We start from the raw sequence: 20,491 nt of genomic DNA on the forward strand, positions 1-20,491 counted from the left end.
AGAAGCAAGCGCCCAGGCCAGCCCGGGCACAGAGGAGGGGGCACACGTGTCCGAGACCACCGGCGGACCGGCGATCCTGGTTCTTGAGGACGGCCGCGTCTTCCACGGCCGCTCCTTCGGCGCCACCGGCGAGACCTTCGGCGAGGCGGTCTTCAACACCGGCATGACCGGCTACCAGGAGACCCTCACCGACCCCTCCTACCACCGCCAGATCGTGGCCATGACCGCCCCGCACATCGGCAACACCGGCGTCAACGACGACGACCCCGAGTCGGGCCGCATCTGGGTCGCCGGGTACGTCGTGCGCGAGCCCGCCCGCATCCCGTCCAACTGGCGCGCCCAGCGCACCCTGGACGAGGAGCTGCGCCGCCAGGGCGTGGTCGGCATCGCCCTGACCGGCACCCGCGCCCTGACCCGCCACCTGCGTGACAGGGGCGTCATGCGCGCCGCGATCAGCACCACCGAGACCGACCCCGGGGCCCTGCTGGAGCGCGTGCGCCAGCAGCCGCCCATGGCCGGGGCCGACCTGGCCGCCGAGGTCAGCACCACCGAGAACTACGAGGTGCTGCCGCCCGAGGGCGTGGCGACCCGCTTCCACGTGGCCGCCGTCGACCTCGGCATCAAGGCCATGACCCCCCAGCGCCTGGCCGAGCGCGGCTGCCGGGTCACCGTGCTGCCGGCCACCGCCACAGCCGAGGACATCCTCGCCCTGAACCCGGACGGGGTGTTCTTCAGCAACGGCCCCGGCGACCCCGCCACCGCCGACGGCCCCGTCGCCGCCATGCGCGGCGTCCTGGACGCGGGCCGGCCGCTCTTCGGCATCTGCTTCGGCAACCAGATCCTGGGCCGCGCCCTGGACCTGGGCACCTACAAGCTGACCTTCGGCCACCGCGGCGTGAACCAGCCGGTGATCGACACCCGCTCCGGCCGGGTCGCCATCACCAGCCAGAACCACGGATTCGCCGTGGACGCCCCCCTCGACACGCCCTTCGACACCCCTTACGGCCGGGCCGAGGTGAGCCACATCGGCCTCAACGACCAGGTCGTCGAGGGCCTGCGGCTGCTGGACCGTCCCGCGTTCAGCGTCCAGTTCCACCCGGAGGCCGCCGCCGGCCCCCACGACGCCGCCGAGCTCTTCGACGCGTTCGTCGACCTGATGTCCGCCCAGCCCGCTCCGGCTGCCAAGTAAGCAAGAGGGAAGCAGAGCATGCCGCGCCGTAGTGACCTTTCATCCGTCCTCGTGATCGGCTCCGGGCCGATCGTGATCGGGCAGGCGGCCGAGTTCGACTACTCGGGAACCCAGGCCTGCCGTGTCCTCAAGGCCGAGGGCCTGCGGGTCATCCTGGTCAACTCCAACCCGGCCACGATCATGACCGACCCCGAGATCGCCGACGCCACCTACGTGGAGCCGATCACCACCGAGATGATCGAGAAGATCATCGCCAAGGAGCGCCCCGACGCCCTGCTGCCCACCCTGGGAGGGCAGACCGCGCTCAACGCCGCCATCTCCCTGGACGAGGCGGGCGTCCTGGACAAGTACGGCGTCGAGCTCATCGGCGCCAACATCGCGGCCATCCAGGCCGCCGAGGACCGCGAGAGCTTCAAGGGCATCGTGGAGCGCGTCGGCGGCGAGTCCGCCCGCTCGCGCATCTGCCACACCCTGGAGGAGTGCCTGGCCGCCGCCGAGGAGCTCAACTACCCCGTGGTCGTGCGCCCCTCGTTCACCATGGGCGGTGCGGGCTCGGGCTTCGCCCACGACGAGACCCAGCTGCGCCGCATCGCGGGACAGGGCCTGGCGCTCTCCCCGACCACCGAGGTGCTCCTGGAGGAGTCCATCCTCGGTTGGAAGGAGTACGAGCTGGAGCTCATGCGCGACGCCAACGACAACGTCGTGGTCGTGTGCTCCATCGAGAACCTCGACCCCATGGGCGTGCACACCGGCGACTCCATCACCGTCGCCCCCGCCATGACCCTCACCGACCGCGAGTACCAGCAGTTGCGCGACATCGGCATCGCGGTCATCCGCGAGGTCGGCGTGGACACCGGCGGCTGCAACATCCAGTTCGCCGTCCACCCCACCACCGGCCGGATCATCGTCATCGAGATGAACCCGCGTGTGTCGCGCTCCTCGGCGCTGGCCTCCAAGGCCACCGGCTTCCCGATCGCCAAGATCGCCGCCAAGCTCGCCGTCGGCTACACCCTGGACGAGATCCCCAACGACATCACCCAGAAGACCCCGGCCAGCTTCGAGCCCGCGCTCGACTACGTGGTCGTCAAGGTGCCCCGGTTCGCCTTCGAGAAGTTCCCCGGTGCCGACCCCGGCCTGACCACCACCATGAAGTCGGTGGGCGAGGCCATGGCCATCGGCCGCTCCTTCCCCGAGGCCCTGCAGAAGGCCATGCGCTCCCTGGAGAAGAAGGGTGTGGGCCTGACCTGGGAGGGTGAGCCCGGCGACAAGGACGACCTGCTGCGCCGCGCCGCCGTGCCCACCGAGTACCGCCTGCGCCAGGTCCAGCAGGCCCTGCGCGCCGGGGCCACCGTGGCCGAGCTCCACGAGGCCACCAAGATCGACCCCTGGTTCCTGGACCAGATGCTGCGCCTGGAGGAGATGGCCCGCGTCCTGGCCGCGGCGCCCAAGCTCGACGCCGACCTGCTGCGCGAGGCCAAGGGGCTGGGCTTCTCCGACGTCCAGATCGGCCAGATCACCGGCCGCACCGAGGAGGTCGTGCGCGAGCTGCGCCACGCCCTGGGCATCCACCCCGTCTACCTGACCGTGGACACCTGCGCCGCCGAGTTCGCGGCCCGGACGCCCTACCTGTACTCCAGCTACGACGAGGAGACCGAGGTCCCCACGGGCGACCGGCCCAAGATCATCATCCTGGGCTCGGGACCCAACCGCATCGGCCAGGGCGTGGAGTTCGACTACTCCTGCGTCCACGCCTCCTTCGCGCTGTCCGAGGCCGGGTACGAGACCGTGATGGTCAACTGCAACCCCGAGACCGTCTCCACCGACTACGACACCAGCGACCGGCTCTACTTCGAGCCGCTCACCCTGGAGGACGTGCTGGAGGTCGTGCGCGCCGAGCAGGCCGCCGGACCGGTCGTCGGGGTCATCGTCCAGCTCGGTGGCCAGACCCCGCTGGGCCTGGCCCGCCGCCTCAAGGACGCCGGGGTGCCCATCATCGGCACCAGTCCCGAGGCCATCGACCTGGCCGAGGACCGCGGCGCGTTCGGCAGGGTCCTGGACCAGGCCGGTCTGCCCGCCCCCAAGTACGGCACCGCCCACTCCTTCGCCGAGGCCAAGGCCGCCGCGGACGAGATCGGCTACCCCGTCATGGTCCGCCCCTCCTACGTGCTGGGCGGCCGGGGCATGGAGATCGTCTACAGCGAGACGATGCTCGCCGACTACATCGAGCGCAACGCCGAGGTCAGCCCCGAGCACCCGGTGCTCATCGACCGCTTCCTCGACGACGCCATCGAGATCGACGTCGACGCCCTCTACGACGGGCGCGACCTGTACCTGGGCGGCGTCATGGAGCACATCGAGGAGGCCGGGATCCACTCCGGCGACTCGGCGTGCACCCTGCCCTCCATCACCCTGGGCCGCGAGGACATCGAGCGGATCCGCTACTCCACCGAGGCCATCGCCCGGGGCACCGGGGTGCGCGGCCTGATCAACGTCCAGTACGCGCTCGCCTCCGGCGTGCTCAACGTGCTGGAGGCCAACCCGCGCGCCTCGCGCACCGTGCCGTTCGTGTCCAAGGCCACCGCGGTGCCGCTGGCCAAGGCCGCCGCCCGCGTCATGGCCGGGGCCACCATCGCGGAGCTGCGCGAGGAGGGCATGCTGCCCGCCACCGGCGACGGCGGCGACCTGCCGGCGGACGCGCCGGTCTCGGTCAAGGAGGCCGTGCTGCCCTTCAACCGGTTCATCGACAGGAAGGGCGAGGGCGTCGACACCATCCTCGGCCCGGAGATGCGCTCCACCGGCGAGGTCATGGGCCTGGACACCGAGTTCGGCGCGGCCTACGCCAAGTCGCAGCTGGCCGTCAACGGCTCCCTGCCCGAGAAGGGCCGGGTGTTCGTCTCGGTGGCCAACCGCGACAAGCGCTCGATGATCTTCCCGGTCAAGCGCCTGGCCGACCTGGGCTTCGAGATCCTGGCCACCGAGGGCACCGCCGTGGTGCTGCGCCGCAACGGCGTGCACGCCACCGTGGTGCGCAAGCACAGCGAGGGCAGCGGCCCCGAGGGCGAGCCGACCATCGTCCAGCTCATCCACGCCGGGGGCGTCGACCTCATCGTCAACACGCCCTTCGGCAGTGCCGGGCAGGCCGGTCCGCGCCTGGACGGCTACGAGATCCGCACCGCGGCCGTGCTGCGCGGCGTGCCCAGCGTGACCACCGTGCAGGGCCTGGCCGCCGCGGTGCAGGCGATCGAGGCGCGGGTGCGCGGCGACGTCGGGGTGCGCTCCCTGCAGGAGCACGCCCGGACCCTCACCGCCAGCCGGACCCGCTGACCCGTGCGGGGGCGCCGCGGGCGGTTCGCCCACGGCGCTCCCGCCGATACGGTGGTCGGCACAGGGCAGCAACTCCAGAGGGGGGAGGGCGGCGTCGGCGCCCGGGTCCGTGACACCGGGGCTTCGGCGCCACGCACTGATGAGCGACAACGGACCGGTGCAGGCCAGGTGTCCGGTGCTGAACGTGCGCCGGGTGGACGCCTACTACGCCATCACCGTGGTCGCCCCGGGCATCGCCGAACGCTTCCGCTCCGGGCAGTTCGTGTCGGTGGCGGTGGGCGGCGACCACTCCAGCACCCTGCTGCGCCGCCCCTTCGCCATCCACGACGTCAAACCCGACTACGGCGGAACGGTGGAGTTCCTGTTCGCGGTGCGCGGCACCGGCACCGCCTGGTTGTCGGAGCGAAGATCGCGCGACCTGCTGGACGTGGTCGGTCCCCTGGGCCGCCCCTTCCCGCTGCCGCGCGACCCGGTCAACTGCGTGCTGGTGGGCGGCGGCTCGGGCAGCGCCCCGCTGTTCCCGCTCGCCCAGTCGCTGCGCAGGCGCGGCTGCCGTGTCGACTTCGTGCTCGGGGCGGCCTCCGCCGACCGGGTCTTCAGCGCCATCACCGCGCGCCGCATCGCCGAGACGGCCACCTTCACCACCGACGACGGCTCCTTCGGCACCCGCGGCCGGGTCACCGACGTCCTGGGCCGGGTGGTCGAGGAGTGCCGCTCCGACGCCGTCTACGCCTGCGGTCCGATGCCCATGCTGCGGGCGGTCACCGCCGTGGCGGGCAACCACGGCATCCCCGTCCAGGTGGCGGTGGAGGAGACGATGGCCTGCGGCACCGGGATCTGCATGACCTGCGTCATCCCGGTGGTGGGCGAGGACGGCATCACCCGCATGGTGCGCTCGTGCGTGGACGGCCCGGTCTTCCGCGGTGAGCAGGTGCGCTTCGACGACGTGGGCACCATTCCCTTCGACGCCCTGGGAGCCCCCGGCTGGAAGGGCTCCAGCGCCGCCCGGGCCGCCGAGTCGGCCCGCGACATCGCCTGAGCGCGGCCCGCCCCCGCCGCCCGCGGGCGCGCCCGGCCGGCACCCGCGGGACCCGTACCCGCGGGGCCGCGGACTCCGCACGGGACGGACCCCCGCACCCCGAAGACGAACCCCCAGAGGAAGAGTGAACGCAGACCTCAGGACCCGCCTGGGCGGCTGGGAACTGCCCAACCCGGTGGTGACCGCCGCCGGGTGCGCCGGATCCGGCCGCGAACTGGCCCAGTTCTTCGACATCGCCTCCATCGGCGCCGTCACCACCAAGTCGGTGATGCTGGAGCCGCACGCCGGACGGCCCGCCCCCCGCATGGCCGAGACGCCCAGCGGGATGCTCAGCACGACGGGTATGCAGGGGCCCGGAGTGGACGTGTTCCTCCAACGGGACCTGCCCTGGCTGCTCTCCCGGGGCGGCCGGGCGATCGTGTCCATCGCCGGCGCCGGTGTGGGCGAGTTCGGCGAGCTGGCCCGGCGCGTCTCGGCGGCGGAGGGGGTCAGCGCGATCGAGGTGAACCTCTCCTGCCCCGACCCCGCCGACCCCGCGGGGCGCCACTTCGCCGACGACCCGGCGAGGGCCGCCGCCGTGGTGGGCACGGTGCGCTCCCACACGCGCTCCGGGCTGCCGGTGCTGGCCAAGCTGGCCGCCGACGTCCCCGACGTGGTGGCGCTGGCCACCGCGTGCGTGCGGGCGCGCGCGGACGGGCTGTCCATGGTCAACACCGTGCGCGGTATGGCCGTGGACACCCGCACCCTGCGTCCGGCGGTGGCCGGGGGCATGGGCGGGCTGTCCGGCCCGGCCATCCGCCCGCTCGCGGTCGGCTGCGTCTACCGCGTGCACGAGGCGCTGCCGGAGGTGCCCATCGTCGGCATGGGCGGGGTCCGCACGGGCGCCGACGTCCTGGAGTTCATGGCGGCCGGGGCCAGCGCGGTGGCGGTCGGCACGACCAACTTCTCCGACCCCTCGGCGTGCGCGCGCGTGCTGCGCGAGTTCACCGAGCTGCTGGAGGCCCGGGGCCTGGCCAGGGCCGCCGACGTGGTGGGGGCCGCCCACCGGGCGGGGGCGTGACGGTCCGGGCACATGGTGCACAGAGGCTCTGACCGGCCTGAAAGGTCCTGAAACGGCTCTGTGCGACCGCGTGCGCGCAGGCGGTCCATCTGTGTACGGTGCAGGCAGAAACCGCGCCTGCGGCCGCCTGGCGGCCGTTACGGGGAAGTGACCCGGGTGGGGCGCATGAAGCGGCGTATCCGGGGAACCGCACACCTTGGTGGTGTGCACATGACAGTGAACGTGCATCGTCCGGTGCTTCGGTAAGCACGTCCGTAAGTACATCCGTGCGTTGCACGCGCCGACCCGCTCGGCCACACACGACAGAGGAGACGACCGACATGACCGCGCCTTCCGCGCCCATCGCCGTGGCCCTGGACGCCCGGGACCTGGAGACGGCGGCCACCTGGGCCTCGGCCGTCGCGCCGCACGTGAGCACGGTCAAGGTGGGGCTGGAGCTCTACCTGCGCTACGGGCCCGACGTGGTCGGCGCCGTGCGCGGGGCCAGCGGGGTGGGGGTCTTCCTGGACCTGAAGCTGCACGACATCCCGGCCACGGTGGCCGGCGCCGCACGCAGTGTCGCCCACCTGCGCCCCTCCATCCTCACCGTGCACGCCGGGGGAGGGGCGGACATGGTGCGGGCCGCGGTGGAGGCCGCCCCCGACACCACGGTCGCCGCCGTGACGGTGCTCACCTCCATGGACGAGGCGGACCTGGAGCAGGTGGGGCTGCTCGGCCCGTCCCGCGACGCGGTGCGGCGCCTGGCGGCGCTGGCGGTGGGGGCCGGGGCCGGGGCCCTGGTCTGCTCGCCGCGCGAGGTGGCCCTGGTCCGGGACGAGGTCGGGCCCGGAGTCACCCTCATCACGCCGGGCGTGCGCCCGGCGGGGGCGGACCCGGGCGACCAGTCGCGGGTGGCGACCCCGGAGGAGGCGATCGCGGCCGGGGCGGACCTGCTGGTCGTCGGCCGCCCCATCACCCGGGCGCCGGACCCCGGAGCGGCGGCGGCCTCCATCGCCGCGGCGGTGCGCCGGGCCGCGGCCGGCGTCCAGGCAAGCGGAGGAGGACGGCGCCGCTGAGCACTCTTCGACGGCGGAGAAGGGAGTGACACGAGGGGAACGACGGAACCGGGAGACGATCCCTCGTGAGGGGGAGGGCGCGCCCGGTTATGTGTCACAAAAGATTGATAATTGGGTGTGTCCGAAACTCGAACAACACTGCCCAGAGTGACCTGAGTCACCCCTGTGTGACCTCCGCTGGTCGCATGCTCCATCCCTTAGTCAATCGGGACCAAAGTCCTGATTTTCGTCTCTTATAGCAGTTGACTTGTAACTCTGGGTAGTTGGTTCGACGAAATAGCCGCTGAAAGGGCACTTTGCGTTGCCTAACAGGGGTCAGACCTACTAACTTGCGCAGGCGTCCGCCCTCTACAAACGAGTAGAAATCCGAGGTGACCCGGCGTGGCCCTTCCTCCCCTGACACCCGAACAGCGCACCGCGGCTCTGGAGAAGGCCGCCAAGGCCAGAAAAGAGCGCGCGGAGGTCAAGAACAAGCTGAAGAACGGCGGCATCTCGCTGTCCGAGGTCCTCTCCAACGGACTCAAGGACGACGTCATCGGCAAGATGAAGGTGTCGGCACTGCTCGAGTCCCTTCCCGGCGTCGGCAAGGTCCGCGCCAAGCAGATCATGGAGCGGCTCAACATCGCCGAGTCGCGCCGTGTCCGCGGCCTGGGGACCAACCAGCGCGCCGCCCTCGAGGCCGAGTTCGGCGACCTCACCAAGTAGCGCCCAGCGGTACCGCAGTACCCGCTGCGTCCAGCAGCGCCAGCAGCACCTGAACGCAGTACACCGGCCCGCCGCGTCCCCCACAGTCGCGGCGCGGGCCCGGCCGCGACGGCGGCCGACCCCCGGTGAGCTTCGGCGGGCCGCGGCCGGCGGACGGGTGGCCCCAGGCCACAGCCGTCCGCCGCGCCGCGGCCCGGTGGTATAAAGGGAACTTCCCGCGACCGTACGCGGACACACCGCACACCAGCCGCCCGCACGGCCAGGCGCCCGGGCCGGACCCGGCCCCCGGTGCGCGACGCGAGGGCCCCGGCCCCGCCCGTGGCGGACAGGCCCGAAGGGAAGCCTGGAACACACATGTCCGACTCCGGATCCCACCCCAGCCCCGCCCAGAGGCGGCTGACCGTCCTGTCCGGACCCTCGGGTGTGGGGAAGAGCACGGTGGTCGCCCACCTGCGCCGCCAGAACCCCGACGTGTGGCTCTCGGTCTCGGTCACCACCCGCGCACCCCGCCCCGGCGAGCAGGACGGGGTCCAGTACCGCTTCGTCACCGACGAGGAGTTCGACCGCCTCGTCGCCGGGGACCAGCTCCTGGAGTGGGCCCAGTTCGCGGGCAACCGGTACGGCACCCCGCGCCGCCCCGTCGAGGAGCGCCTGGCCGCCGGAGTGCCCGTCCTGCTGGAGATCGAGCTCCAGGGCGCCCGCCAGGTCCGCGCGTCCATGCCCGACGCCCTGCACGTCTTCCTCGCCCCGCCCTCCTGGGAGGAGCTGGTCCGCCGTCTCACCGGGCGCGGCACCGAGTCCGAGGAGGTCATCCAGCGCCGCCTGGAGGTGGCCAGGACCGAGCTGGCCGCCGAGAAGGAGTTCGACACCACGCTCGTCAACACGTCCGTACAGGATGTGTGCGACGAGCTGCTAGCGTTGGTGACCGCGCCCAAGGTGTGATAGCGGCCGGACCCGAGGGTCCGCGCCCCGCGCCGGGCCGGGCACCGTCCCGGCGGCGCCCACGTTCTGACCACCGCACCGCGGCCCCTCGGCCGCGGACCATCCCTGGGGGTAATTCGAAGTGGCTGGTACCGAGCCCGTCGCCGAAGGCATCACCAACCCGCCGATCGACGATCTGCTGGAACTGGTGGACAGCAAGTACAGCCTGGTCACCATGGCCTCCAAGCGCGCCCGCCAGATCAACGCCTACTACGCCCAGCTGGGCGAGGGCCTGCTGGAGTACGTCGGCCCGCTGGTGGAGACCCAGGTCCAGGAGAAGTCCCTGTCCATCGCCCTGCGCGAGGTCAAGGCGGGCCTGCTCACCGCCGAACCCTTCGAGGGTTCCTGATCCCGCCGCTCCCGCGGCGCCCGGGGCCTGGTAGAAACCCTGTCTGTGAGTGACACACAAACCGTTCCCCGGGTGGTCCTCGGCGTCGGCGGGGGCATCGCCGCCTACAAGGCGTGCGAGCTCCTGCGCCGACTGACCGAGTCCGGCCACCGGGTCCGGGTCGTGCCCACCGCCGAGGCCCTGCGCTTCGTCGGTGAGCCCACCTGGGCCGCCCTGTCCGGCCAACCCGTCGCCACCGGCGTGTGGGACTCCGTGCACGAGGTCCCGCACGTACGCCTGGGCCAGGAGGCCGACCTGGTGTTCGTGGCCCCGGCCACCGCCAACATCCTGGCCAAGGCCGCGAGCGGCCTGGCCGACGACCTGCTCACCAACACCCTGCTCACCGCGCGCTGCCCGGTCGTGTTCGCGCCCGCGATGCACACCGAGATGTGGGAGCACCCCGCCACCCGGGACAACGTGGCCACCCTGCGCTCCCGCGGCGCCCTGGTGCTGGACCCCGCCGTGGGCCGCCTGACCGGCGCCGACACCGGTCGCGGGCGCCTGCCCGAACCCGCGGAGCTGTTCGAGGCCGCCCGCCTGGCCCTGCGCCGCGGCACCGCCGCCCCCGACCTCACCGGCCGGCGCGTGGTCGTCTCCGCGGGCGGCACCCGCGAGGCCCTGGATCCCGTCCGCTTCCTGGGCAACCACTCCTCCGGCAAACAGGGCTACGCCCTGGCGCGCACCGCCGCCGCCCGCGGCGCGGAAGTGACCCTGGTCGCCGCCAACGTCACCCTGCCTGACCCCGCCGGAGCGCGCGTCGTGCGCGTGGAGTCGGCCCGGCAACTGGCCGAGGCGATGGAGGCCGAACGCGCGGGCGCCGACGTGCTCGTCATGAGCGCCGCCGTCGCCGACTTCCGCCCCGCGGCCAGCGCCGCCTCCAAGATCAAGAAGTCCGGTGCGGCCCCCGCGCCCATCGAACTCGTGGAGAACCCCGACATCCTCGCCGGACTGGTCGCCTCCCGCGGCGCCGAAGGCCTGGCGCAGACCATCGTGGGCTTCGCCGCCGAGACCGACGACGTGCTCGCCAACGGCCGCGCCAAACTGCGGCGCAAGGGCTGCGATCTGCTCGTGGTCAACCAGGTCGGCGGCGGGCGCGCCTTCGGCACCGAGGACAACCAGGCCGTCATCCTCGGCGCGGACGGCACCGCGGTCGACGTTCCCACCGGGCCCAAGGAGGACCTGGCCGACCGGGTCTGGGACCTGGTCCGCCAGCGCCTGGGCTGAGGCGGGCCCCGGCCGGGGCGGACGCGCCCGCGCGCTGGACTGGATTCCTACCGCCGAGTACGCCACACTGCGAGCGGGTGCCCGTGACGAACAGCGCGTTCGACCGCCGGGTGCCCCTCCCCACCAGTCCCGTTACAGTGGACCAACAACCAACCCCGTCGGTCGGTAACGACCGCCCCGGCAGGCAGCCGGGGGCGGCCCCCGCCGCGCCGACACTGTCAGCCAGCAGCCGCTGCAAGGAGTCACGCAACGTGTCCCGCCGCCTTTTCACCTCCGAGTCGGTCACCGAGGGCCATCCCGACAAGATGGCCGACCAGATCAGTGACGCGATCCTCGACGCGATGCTCACCAGCGACCCGCGCAGCCGGGTCGCGGTCGAGACACTGATCACCACCGGTCAGGTCCACATCGCGGGCGAGGTCACCACCCAGACCTACGTCGACATCCCCGCCATCGTGCGCGAGAAGATCCTCGAGATCGGTTACGACTCCTCCGCCAAGGGGTTCGACGGTGACTCCTGCGGGGTCAACGTCTCCATCGACGCCCAGTCCCCCGACATCGCCCAGGGGGTCGACACCGCCTACGAGGCGCGTGTCGAGAACGAGGACGACGCCCTCAACCAGCAGGGCGCGGGCGACCAGGGCCTGATGTTCGGCTACGCCAACCGGGAGACCCCCGAGCTGATGCCGCTGCCGATCAAGCTGGCCCACTCCCTGGCCGAGCGCCTGGCGGCCGTGCGCCGCAACGGCACGGTGCCCTACCTGCGCCCCGACGGCAAGACCCAGGTCACCGTCGAGTACGACGGCCAGACCCCGGTCCGCCTGAACACCGTCGTGGTCTCCAGCCAGCACTCCGCCGACATCAACCTCGACGAGATGCTCACCCCCGACATCCGTGAGCACGTCATCGAACCGGTCGTGTCCGCCTTCGGCCTGGAGGCCGACGACTACCGCCTCCTGGTCAACCCCACCGGCCGCTTCGAGATCGGCGGCCCCATGGGCGACGCGGGCCTGACCGGCCGCAAGATCATCGTCGACACCTACGGCGGCTACGCCCGCCACGGCGGCGGCGCCTTCTCCGGCAAGGACCCCTCGAAGGTGGACCGCTCGGCCGCCTACGCCACCCGCTGGGTCGCCAAGAACATCGTGGCCGCCGAACTCGCCGAGCGCGCCGAGGTCCAGGTCGCCTACGCCATCGGCAAGGCGCACCCGGTCGGTGTGTTCATCGAGACCTTCGGCACCGAGAAGGTCGCCCCGGATCTGATCGAGAAGGCCGTCAAGGAGGTCTTCGACCTGCGCCCGGCCGCCATCGTGCGCGACCTGGACCTGCTGCGCCCGATCTACTCCCGCACCGCCGCCTACGGCCACTTCGGCCGTGAGCTGCCCGAGTTCACCTGGGAGAGCACCGAGCGCGCCGCCGCGCTGCGCTCCTTCGTGGGGGCCTGAGACCTCCTCCAGCGCGCTCCCTCCGGGGCGAGCGGCCCGGACCGGCCGCCCGCCCCGGACGCGTGTCACCCCCTTCCGCATGTCACACGCCCCTTTCGGCCACTCCGTGTTATTCCGTATATACGACGTGTGACATTCGTGTGCGGAACCGGAGGGGACCATGACCGTGGCGACGGCGGTGGCGGCGGTGGGGCTCGCGGTGCTGGCCGCCCTTCCCGGGGCGGCGCCCGCCGCTGCGGAGGGCCTCCCCGGCGCGGGCGAACTGCGCGTGCGCCTGAGCGCCAGCGCCGACGAGGAGCGACTGGGCCCGGGCGACCGGATCCACTACGTGGTCCGCGTGCGCAACTCCGGGACCGAGACCCTGCGCGAGGCCGAGATCGTGCAGTTCCTGCCGCCCACCATGCGCTACGTCTCCGGATCGGGCGGGGCCGGGGCGGGGGAGGGCCGGGTGACCTGGACGCGCTCGCTGCGCCCGGGCGAACTGGTGCGCATGCGCGTCACCGGCGAGATCACCGGGGTCCGCGACGGGGGGGAGCATCCGGTCACCACGGTGTGCGCGCGCCCGGCTCCCGACGCGGTCCTGGTCTCCTGCGACGCCGCCGTACACCGCGTCCACGCGGCACTGCCCCTGGTCTGGGTGGTCACCGGGCTGGCCTTCGGCGCCGCACTGGCCCTGTGCGTCGGCGCCATGGTCCGCCACCGCCACACGCACCCGACCGGAGGCCCGCCGCCCGCCGGCACCCGCCCCGCGCCCGAACCCGCCACCGGGGAGCCGGCCGGTACCGACGCGGAGCCCGTGCCCGCCGCCGGGAAACCGGCCGAGCCCGCGATCGGGCCGTCCCTCATCCCGGCGGACGACACGAGGGCCGCCGAACTCGACCCCCGGCCCTGAACGTACGAACCCGACAGGACGGGCGACACGGGAGGGCCGCAACCGCACGCCTCCCGCCGCGGAGGGGGGAACGGGTCCGCGGACGCCGACGGGCCGCGGGCGGCCACCGGCCGCCGCGGCCCGTTCCGGGGCACCGCCCCTAGCTCAGCTCGTCGAGTGCCTTCTCCGCCTCGGCCAGCCACGAACGGCGGGCCTCCAGCGCGTCCTCGCACTCGCGGATCCGGCGCGTGTCACCGCTGGCCCGGGCCTTGTCCAGCCGGGTCTCCAGGTCGGCGATCGCCGAGGCCAGCTGGGCGACCGTGTCCTCGGCGCGGGCCCGCGCCTCGGGGCTGGTGCGCTCCCACTCGGCCTCCTCGGCCCGGCGCACGCTGTCCTCGATCTGCCGGAAGGCGCCCTCCAGGTGGTCGCGCACGTCACGCGGCAGCTCACCGGCCTCCTCCCAGGCCTCCTGGAAGTCACGCAGCCGGGCGCGCGCCCGCCTCGGGTCGGAGATCCCCGGGATCTCCGCCTTGGCCTCGGCCAGGATGCGCTCCTTGGCCTCGGCGTTGACCCGCAGTTCGGCGTCGCGCTCGGCGAAGGTCGCGTTGCGCGCGTCGAAGAAGGTGTCCTGGGCCGCCTTGAAGCGCGTCCACAGCTTGTCCTCGCTGGCTCTGTCCGTGCGGCCGCTGCGCTTCCAGCGCTGCATCAGGTCGCGGTAGGCGCGGGCCGTGGGGCCCCAGTCCGTGGAGGAGGCCAGGGCCTCGGCCTCCTCCACGATGCGCTCCTTCTCCGCCCGTACCGCCTCGCGCTCCTGGTCCAGGTTGGCGAAGTAGGCCTTGCGCCGCTTGGAGAAGGAGTTGCGCGCCGCCGACATCCGCTTCCACAGCGCCTGCTCGGTGGGACGGTCGGCCCGCGGGGCCTTCTTCCACTCCTCGATGAGCTGCAGCATGCGCTCGCCGCCGGACTTCCAGTGCGTCGTCTCCGCCGCGACCCGCTCGGCCTCGGCGACGATGCGCTCCTTGATCTCCCGGGCCTGGCCGCGCGCCTGCTCCTGGGCCTGCTTCTGCTCGACCTTGCGCTCCTCGGCGCGGTCGGCCAACACGTCCAGGCGCTTCATCAGCGAGTCCAGGTCACCGACCGCGTGCGCGTCGCGGACCGCGTCGCGCAGCTTGTCGATGTTCGCCATCGCCGCGGAGGCGGACAGGTCGGTGCTGCGCAGCCGCTTCTCCAGCAGCTCCACCTCGGTGACCAGGGCGTCGTACTTGCGGCGGAAGAACGTCAGGGCCTCCTCCGGCGCCCCCGCCTGCCACGATCCGACGACCCGCTCGCCTTCGCTCGTGCGCACGTAGACCGTGCCGTCGTCGTCTACGCGGCCCCAAGGGTCCGTGGTCACCGTGTCCTCCTGCTGTCATGAGCCCGGCCGTGGGACGGGTTCGGGTCGTCGCGTCGTGTCCTCGCCGGTTCGTGACGGGAACCACCGTGCTCAGCACGATATCCGTACGATTCGGCGGGAGGCGCCGCGCCGTGATTCACGTCTGCGCGGATCACGGGTGTCCGCGCACCCTCGCGCGCTGGGTCGGCCCGCCCCTTCCGCGCAGTTCAGGCGTGGTTCGGGGCGCCGGTACCGCACCAAGGTCGGTGACCAATATGGCATTACCACGCGGTTTGGCAAAGAGGCCAGCCGCGCGCGGTGATCGAATGGTGATCAAACGCTTTCCAGCGGGAGCCGATCGGGTCGCCGCCCCCTCCGGGCGTCGGTAGGCTCAGGAGCCGGGGTCCGCCGTAACCCCGCCGCCCCCGACCGTGTACCCGACCGAGGAACAGGACGACATCCGCCGTGCTCATCGCCGCACTCCCCACCGGGCCCCTCGCCGCGAACTGCTACGTGCTCGCACCGGCCCCGGGCGGCGACTGCGTCATCGTCGACCCGGGCCAGGAGGCCGCCGAACAGGTCGACAAGGTGCTCACCGAACACGGCCTGACCCCCGTCGCCGTCCTGCTCACCCACGGCCACTTCGACCACGTGTGGTCGGCCGCCGACCTGTGCGCGCGACACAAGGTCCCCGTCCACCTGCACGCCGCCGACCGCGCACTGCTCACCGACCCCGCCGCGGGCGTGGACCCCGGCTTCGCCGCCCAGCTGTCGGCCCTGCTGGGCCCGGGCCCGTACACCGAACCCGAGGAGCTGGTCGAGGTCTCGGGCGGCGACACCCTCACCCTGGCCGGACTGGACTTCGGGGTCGAGCACACCCCCGGCCACACCCCCGGTTCGGTCGTCTACACCGCGACCACCGAGGACGGCGTCCCGGTGATGTTCGCGGGCGACCTGGTCTTCGCCGGATCCATCGGCCGCACCGACTTTCCCGGCGGCGACCACGGGGCCATGCTGCGCAGCCTCGCCAGCGCCGTGCTGGCCCGCCCCGACGACACCCAGGTCCTGCCCGGCCACGGCCCGGCCACCACCGTCGGACGCGAGCGCGCCAAGAACCCCTACCTGCGCGATATCAACGGCTGACCCGCGAGTTCCGGCCCCGTCTCCTCCCGCAGGGACCACGTATGACCATCCAGCAGCACCAGCGCCCGCACGACGGACGAGATACGGGCACCGGCCCCGCCCGCACGCGGTGGCCGGTGTTCCTACCCGCCGCCCCGCACGGATGCGCGCGGGGCGGTGTCCACAGGTCTGGCCCGTACCGAAGCGCAGGTCGGGCACACTTGACATGAACAAGACGCTGAAGGAGAAGTCCGTTGATACGCACGCATGAGGCAGGTGCGTTGCGCGCCGAGCACGCCGGCGCCACTGTCGTCCTCGCCGGTTGGGTGGCCCGCCGCCGCGACCACGGCGGCGTCGTCTTCCTCGACCTGCGCGAGGCCTCCGGGGTGGTGCAGGTCGTCGTCCGCGAGGACGACCTCGCCCACGACCTGCGCGCCGAGTACTGCATCAAGGTCACCGGCTCGGTACGGGTGCGACCCGAGGGCAACGAGAACACCGAGATCCCCACGGGCGCCGTCGAGGTCGTCGCCGACGAGATCGAGGTGCTCAGCGAGGCCGCGCCGCTGCCCTTCCAGCTGGACAGCGCCGCGGACGTGGCCGAGGAGACCCGGCTGCGCTACCGCTACCTGGACATCCGCCGCCAGGAGATGGCCGAGAACCTGCGGCTGCGCTCCAAGGCGACCTACGTGGCCCACGAGGTCATGCGCGACCTGGGTTTCACCTACGTCGAGACGCCCTACATGACGCGTTCCACCCCGGAGGGCGCCCGCGACTTCCTGGTCCCGGTCCGCCTCCAGCCGGGCCACTGGTACGCGCTGCCGCAGTCCCCCCAGCTGTTCAAGCAGCTGCTCATGGTCGGCGGCATGGAGCGCTACTACCAGCTCACCCGCTGCTTCCGCGACGAGGACCTGCGCGCCGACCGCCAGCCGGAGTTCACCCAGATCGACCTGGAGATGAGCTTCGTCGACGAGGAGGACATCTTCGCCGTCGGCGAGCAGCTGTTCACCCGCCTGCTGCGCGAGGTGCGCGGGGTGGAGCTGCCCGAGAGCTTCCCGCGGATGCGCTTCGCCGAGGCCATGGACCGCTTCGGCTCCGACAAGCCGGACCTGCGCTTCGGCCAGGAGCTGGTGGAGGTCACCGACTACTTCGCCGACACCCCCTTCCGGGTGTTCAAGGCGCCCTACGTGGGTGCGGTGGTCATGCCGGGCGGCGCCTCCCAGACCCGCAAGGAGCTGGACGCCTGGCAGGAGTGGGCGCGCTCGCGCGGGGCCAGGGGCCTGGCCTACGTGCTGGTGCAGGAGGACGGCACCCTGGGCGGCCCGGTGGCCAAGAACCTCTCCGAGGCCGAGCGCGACGGGCTGGCCGCCAAGGTCGGCGCCGCCCCGGGCGACGCCGTGTTCTTCGCCGCGGGCAAGCGCTTCGAGAGCCAGGAGCTGCTGGGTGCGGCCCGGTTGGAGATCGGCAGGCGCTGCGACCTGATCGACACCTCCCGCTGGGAGATCCTGTGGATCACGGACATGCCCCTGTTCGAGGAGGCCGACGAGGAGGGCACCTGGAAGCCGGTGCACCACCCCTTCACCGCTCCGGCGGTGGAGCACGAGGCCGACTTCCAGGACCACCCCGGCACGACCAACTCCCGGGCCTTCGACCTGGTGCTCAACGGCTACGAGCTGGTGTCGGGCTCCATCCGTATCCACCGCGCCGAGATGCAGCAGCGGATCTTCGACGTCATCGGCCTGAGCAAGGCCGAGGCCGAGTCCAAGTTCGGCTTCCTGCTGGAGGCGTTCAAGTTCGGACCGCCGCCGCACGGCGGCCTGGCCGTGGGGTGGGACCGCATCATCATGCTGCTGGCCGGGCAGCCCACCATCCGCGAGGTCATCGCCTTCCCCAAGACCGCGTCGGGCGGCGACCCGCTGACGGGGGCGCCCACGCCGATCACGGCGGACCAGCGGGCCGAGGCCGGGGTGGACTTCGACCCCGAGAAGGCCGACAGGAAGTAGGCGGCGGGACCCCCGGGCCCACGGGGGCGGCGCGCCGGGTGCGCGCCGCCCCCGCGTGTGTCCGGGCCGGCGCGGGACCCGGCTCGGCACACCTGGATTCCGGGTGCGGGGCCACCGTGTTCGGCGGGCGGCGGGATCCGCACCGCACCCGGGCGCCCGGATCCCCCTTGTGGAAACCGCCGTATTCGGTCACACGGAGAACGGCGTCGACTATCGGGCGTCGGCTGTGGCGGCGGTCGTGGCCGGAGGTGGACGCGCTGCCCCGGTACGGATGCGCTGAGAGCCGTCATCCCCTACCGTTGAGGGCGAATCACCCCTCCCGCGCCGCGGTGGAGCACGTGTTGTGGAGTGAACACAGTGCCCTCACGGGAGGAAATCCCGTACGCGGTCGGAAGTGGTGGTGGAGTGCGTTCTGCGCCATGAAGTCACACGAGCGTAACGATCCACCCGTCGTGGCCCGGGGTAAGAGGCCGCGGAGGTGGAGTTCGGCGCCAGTTCTCCCTACCGGTGGACCTCGGGGTTCGCCTCCGGCCAGGTCACGCGGTCGCCAGGAGTGTGGTGAACCGCTGTGCACCGCCGGTCCGACACCAGAATCGGTCTGACCCCGGACATTAGAATGGGCCGGTCGGAACGTGGCAGGGGTGGCCGCGCCCGAGCGCGGGTGTGACGTCCGAGACGACATGAGGATGAGTCATACGTGAACGGAAAACGCGCTGCAGGCGATGGTTCCGAGAGCGCTCTCGCGGAGGCGTTCTCCCACGCCCCCGAGCCCATGGCGCTCGCCCTGGCCGACGGCGCGATCTGCCACGCCAACCTGGCCTTCACCGAACTCTTCGACCTGGGGGAGTCCGCCCTCCTCGGCCGCCTCTGGTACGACCTGCTCGACGGTGACGACGTCCAGCGCGGCGCCACCGCCCACGAGGAGTCCCTCGGCGGGACCTGGGGGCGCCGCGCGCGCCTGCGCCTGAGCGTGGCCGACAAGGCCGCCCGCCTGGTCGAGGCCGAACTGCGCCCGGTGCCCGCCGACGACGGTGCGCGCGTGGTCGTGCTGCTGCACGTGCTCTCCACCGAGGAGGCCGACCTGCGGGTGGTCAGCGAGCTGCGCACCGACAACTCCGACTCGGTGCTGTGGAGCCTGGACCTCGAGACCGGGCGGCTGCGCGAGCTCTTCGGGCCCACGCCCCTGGGCGCCCTCCTGGCCGGGAACGACCGCGAACTCGAACGGATCCTGGAGCGGGTCCACCCCGACGACATCGCGCGGGTGCGCGACGCCCTGTCCGCCTCCTTCTCCGGCCGCGACTACGAGCAGCGCTTCCGCGTCTTCGACCGCCTCGGCGACGAGCGCTCGCTGCACGTGCGCGCCCGCTACGTCCCCGGCGACCCCGACCGCCTGGTCGGCATCGTCGACGACGTCACCGAGCACGTCCAGCTGGTGCGCCGCCGCCGCCGCACCGAGGCCGAGCACGGCCGCCTGGTGACCGAGCTGTCCTCCAAGCTGGTCTCGGCCACCACCGTGGACAAGGTCATGGACCTGCTCAGCGAGGAGTTCCTGCCCATCTTCGGCGGTGTGCAGGCCATCGCCCTCTACGTCGAGGGCGGGGTGCTGCGCAGCTCCCCCAACGCCCGCTCCGCGGGCAGCAACCTCGACCGCATCGACGGGCGCCGCGCCGACGACACCGACTTCCCCATGGGCGCGGTCATCCAGGACCGCCAGCCCCGCTTCTTCGAGAGCCGGGCCGAGATCATCAGCCGGTTCCCCGCCGCCGTCGAGCTCATGCGCCAGGTGCGCGGCCAGGCCTGGGCCACCGTGCCGATCTTCGGTGACGGCAAGGTGGCCCTGGGCGTGTGGCAGATGGTGTGGGACCGCCCCCACCACGCCAGCCGGGACGAGCGCGCCCTGATGCTCACCTTCGCCGGGCTCGCCGGGCAGGCCCTGCAGCGGATCAAGGCCCAGCAGGCCGAGCTGGAGCTGGCCGACGCCGTGCAGCGCCGGATGCTGCCCCGCCAGGTGGCCAGCTTCCCCGACATGGACATCGCCACCAAGTACCTGCCCTCGCGGGCGGACTGGCGGATCTGCGGCGACTTCTACGACGTCATCGAGCTGCCCGAGAACAAGGTCGGCCTCCTGGTCGGCGACGTGCAGGGGCACGGGGTGGAGGCCGCCGCGGCCATGGGCCAGATCCGGGTGGCCTTCCGCGCCTACGCCACCAACCAGGCCGATCCCGGCGTGGTGCTGGGCGAGACCAACCGCCTGCTCACCGAGACCGGCGAGATCGTCTTCGCCACCTGCGGCTACCTGGTCGTGGACCGGGAGAGCGGGGTCATGCAGGCCGCCTGGGCGGGGCAGCCGCCGGTCGTGCTGGCGGCCCGGGGCGGCTACGAGCTGTGGGAGCCCGAGACCGGCCCGCCGCTGGGCGTGCTCCCCGACGCCGACTACCCCGTCAGCACCCGCATGCTGCCGCCCGGCACCGCGCTGCTGCTGTGCTCGGACGGCCTGGTGGAGAGTTCGGACCTTCCCATGGGGGAGGGGCTGGCACAGGTCGGCGCCGCCCTGGCCGAGCACCACGAGTCCCCTGAGGAGGCCGCGCACGTGCTGGCCGAGATGGCCCCCGCCGGGCGCGGCGACGACATCGCCCTGCTGGTCACCCGGATGGTCCCCTCCGACGAGCCCGCCCGGGACCGGGCCGCGGTGGCCTCGGGGACCTGACCGGCCCCG

15 protein-coding genes are annotated in these 20,491 nt (G+C 72.6%); 14 read left to right on the forward strand and 1 reads right to left on the reverse strand.

The annotated features are described in order from the left end of the window. Positions 1 to 46 precede the first annotated feature (46 nt). The 11 genes from carA (at position 47) to FYW95_RS17735 (ending at position 13,302) form a co-directional block, all read left to right on the forward strand. Positions 47 to 1,189: a glutamine-hydrolyzing carbamoyl-phosphate synthase small subunit gene (carA, locus tag FYW95_RS17685; protein WP_159942151.1), complete on the forward strand. Its 1,143-nt coding sequence runs from the start codon at positions 47 to 49 to the stop codon at positions 1,187 to 1,189. 18 nt (positions 1,190 to 1,207) lie between these two features. Continuing rightward, positions 1,208 to 4,513: a carbamoyl-phosphate synthase large subunit gene (gene carB, locus FYW95_RS17690; RefSeq protein ID WP_159942150.1), complete on the forward strand. Its 3,306-nt coding sequence runs from the start codon at positions 1,208 to 1,210 to the stop codon at positions 4,511 to 4,513. A gap of 139 nt (positions 4,514 to 4,652) precedes the next feature. Next, positions 4,653 to 5,552 carry a dihydroorotate dehydrogenase electron transfer subunit gene (locus FYW95_RS17695; protein WP_159942149.1) on the forward strand — a complete coding sequence of 300 codons (900 nt, stop codon included), beginning with the start codon at positions 4,653 to 4,655 and terminating at the stop codon, positions 5,550 to 5,552. A 124-nt stretch (positions 5,553 to 5,676) separates the two neighbouring features. Beyond that, entirely contained in the window at positions 5,677 to 6,612 is a 936-nt protein-coding gene (locus FYW95_RS17700; protein WP_159942148.1) for a dihydroorotate dehydrogenase, read from the forward strand. A 320-nt stretch (positions 6,613 to 6,932) separates the two neighbouring features. Then, positions 6,933 to 7,667: an orotidine-5'-phosphate decarboxylase gene (gene pyrF / locus FYW95_RS17705; RefSeq protein WP_159942147.1), complete on the forward strand. Its 735-nt coding sequence runs from the start codon at positions 6,933 to 6,935 to the stop codon at positions 7,665 to 7,667. Between the two features lie 381 nt (positions 7,668 to 8,048). After that, complete coding sequence (gene mihF / locus FYW95_RS17710; RefSeq protein WP_097635562.1) at positions 8,049 to 8,372, forward strand: integration host factor, actinobacterial type; 324 nt, start codon at positions 8,049 to 8,051, stop codon at positions 8,370 to 8,372. A gap of 354 nt (positions 8,373 to 8,726) precedes the next feature. Then, positions 8,727 to 9,314, forward strand: a complete 588-nt coding sequence (gene gmk / locus FYW95_RS17715; protein ID WP_159942146.1) for a guanylate kinase — start codon at positions 8,727 to 8,729, stop codon at positions 9,312 to 9,314. Between the two features lie 121 nt (positions 9,315 to 9,435). After that, positions 9,436 to 9,702, forward strand: a complete 267-nt coding sequence (gene rpoZ, locus FYW95_RS17720; protein ID WP_159942145.1) for a DNA-directed RNA polymerase subunit omega — start codon at positions 9,436 to 9,438, stop codon at positions 9,700 to 9,702. Between the two features lie 72 nt (positions 9,703 to 9,774). Then, a complete protein-coding gene (gene coaBC / locus FYW95_RS17725) occupies positions 9,775 to 10,965 on the forward strand; it encodes a bifunctional phosphopantothenoylcysteine decarboxylase/phosphopantothenate--cysteine ligase CoaBC (RefSeq protein WP_159942305.1) in 1,191 nt (396 codons plus the stop codon). 251 nt (positions 10,966 to 11,216) lie between these two features. Then, positions 11,217 to 12,410 (forward strand): methionine adenosyltransferase, encoded by a 1,194-nt coding sequence (gene metK, locus FYW95_RS17730; RefSeq protein ID WP_159942144.1) that lies wholly within the window; start codon positions 11,217 to 11,219, stop codon positions 12,408 to 12,410. Between the two features lie 160 nt (positions 12,411 to 12,570). Continuing rightward, complete coding sequence (locus FYW95_RS17735; RefSeq protein WP_159942143.1) at positions 12,571 to 13,302, forward strand: DUF11 domain-containing protein; 732 nt, start codon at positions 12,571 to 12,573, stop codon at positions 13,300 to 13,302. Between the two features lie 139 nt (positions 13,303 to 13,441). Here the strand turns inward: FYW95_RS17735 and FYW95_RS17740 are convergent, their stop codons facing one another. After that, on the reverse strand, positions 13,442 to 14,674 hold the full coding sequence (locus FYW95_RS17740; RefSeq protein WP_159942142.1) for a DUF349 domain-containing protein: 1,233 nt from the start codon (positions 14,672 to 14,674) through the stop codon (positions 13,442 to 13,444). 444 nt (positions 14,675 to 15,118) lie between these two features. Between FYW95_RS17740 and FYW95_RS17745 the strand changes: the two genes are divergently transcribed. The 3 genes from FYW95_RS17745 (at position 15,119) to FYW95_RS17755 (ending at position 20,482) form a co-directional block, all read left to right on the forward strand. Continuing rightward, entirely contained in the window at positions 15,119 to 15,796 is a 678-nt protein-coding gene (locus FYW95_RS17745) for an MBL fold metallo-hydrolase (protein ID WP_159942141.1), read from the forward strand. Positions 15,797 to 16,029: 233 nt separating this feature from the next. Then, the gene (gene aspS / locus FYW95_RS17750) at positions 16,030 to 17,775 is read left to right on the forward strand and encodes an aspartate--tRNA ligase (RefSeq protein WP_159942140.1); all 1,746 of its coding nucleotides are present in this window, start codon (positions 16,030 to 16,032) and stop codon (positions 17,773 to 17,775) included. A 697-nt stretch (positions 17,776 to 18,472) separates the two neighbouring features. Next, on the forward strand, positions 18,473 to 20,482 hold the full coding sequence (locus tag FYW95_RS17755; protein WP_160050563.1) for a SpoIIE family protein phosphatase: 2,010 nt from the start codon (positions 18,473 to 18,475) through the stop codon (positions 20,480 to 20,482). Positions 20,483 to 20,491: the final 9 nt, after the last annotated feature.

Source organism: Nocardiopsis sp. FR4, assembly GCF_009830945.1.
GTDB lineage: Bacteria > Actinomycetota > Actinomycetes > Streptosporangiales > Streptosporangiaceae > Nocardiopsis.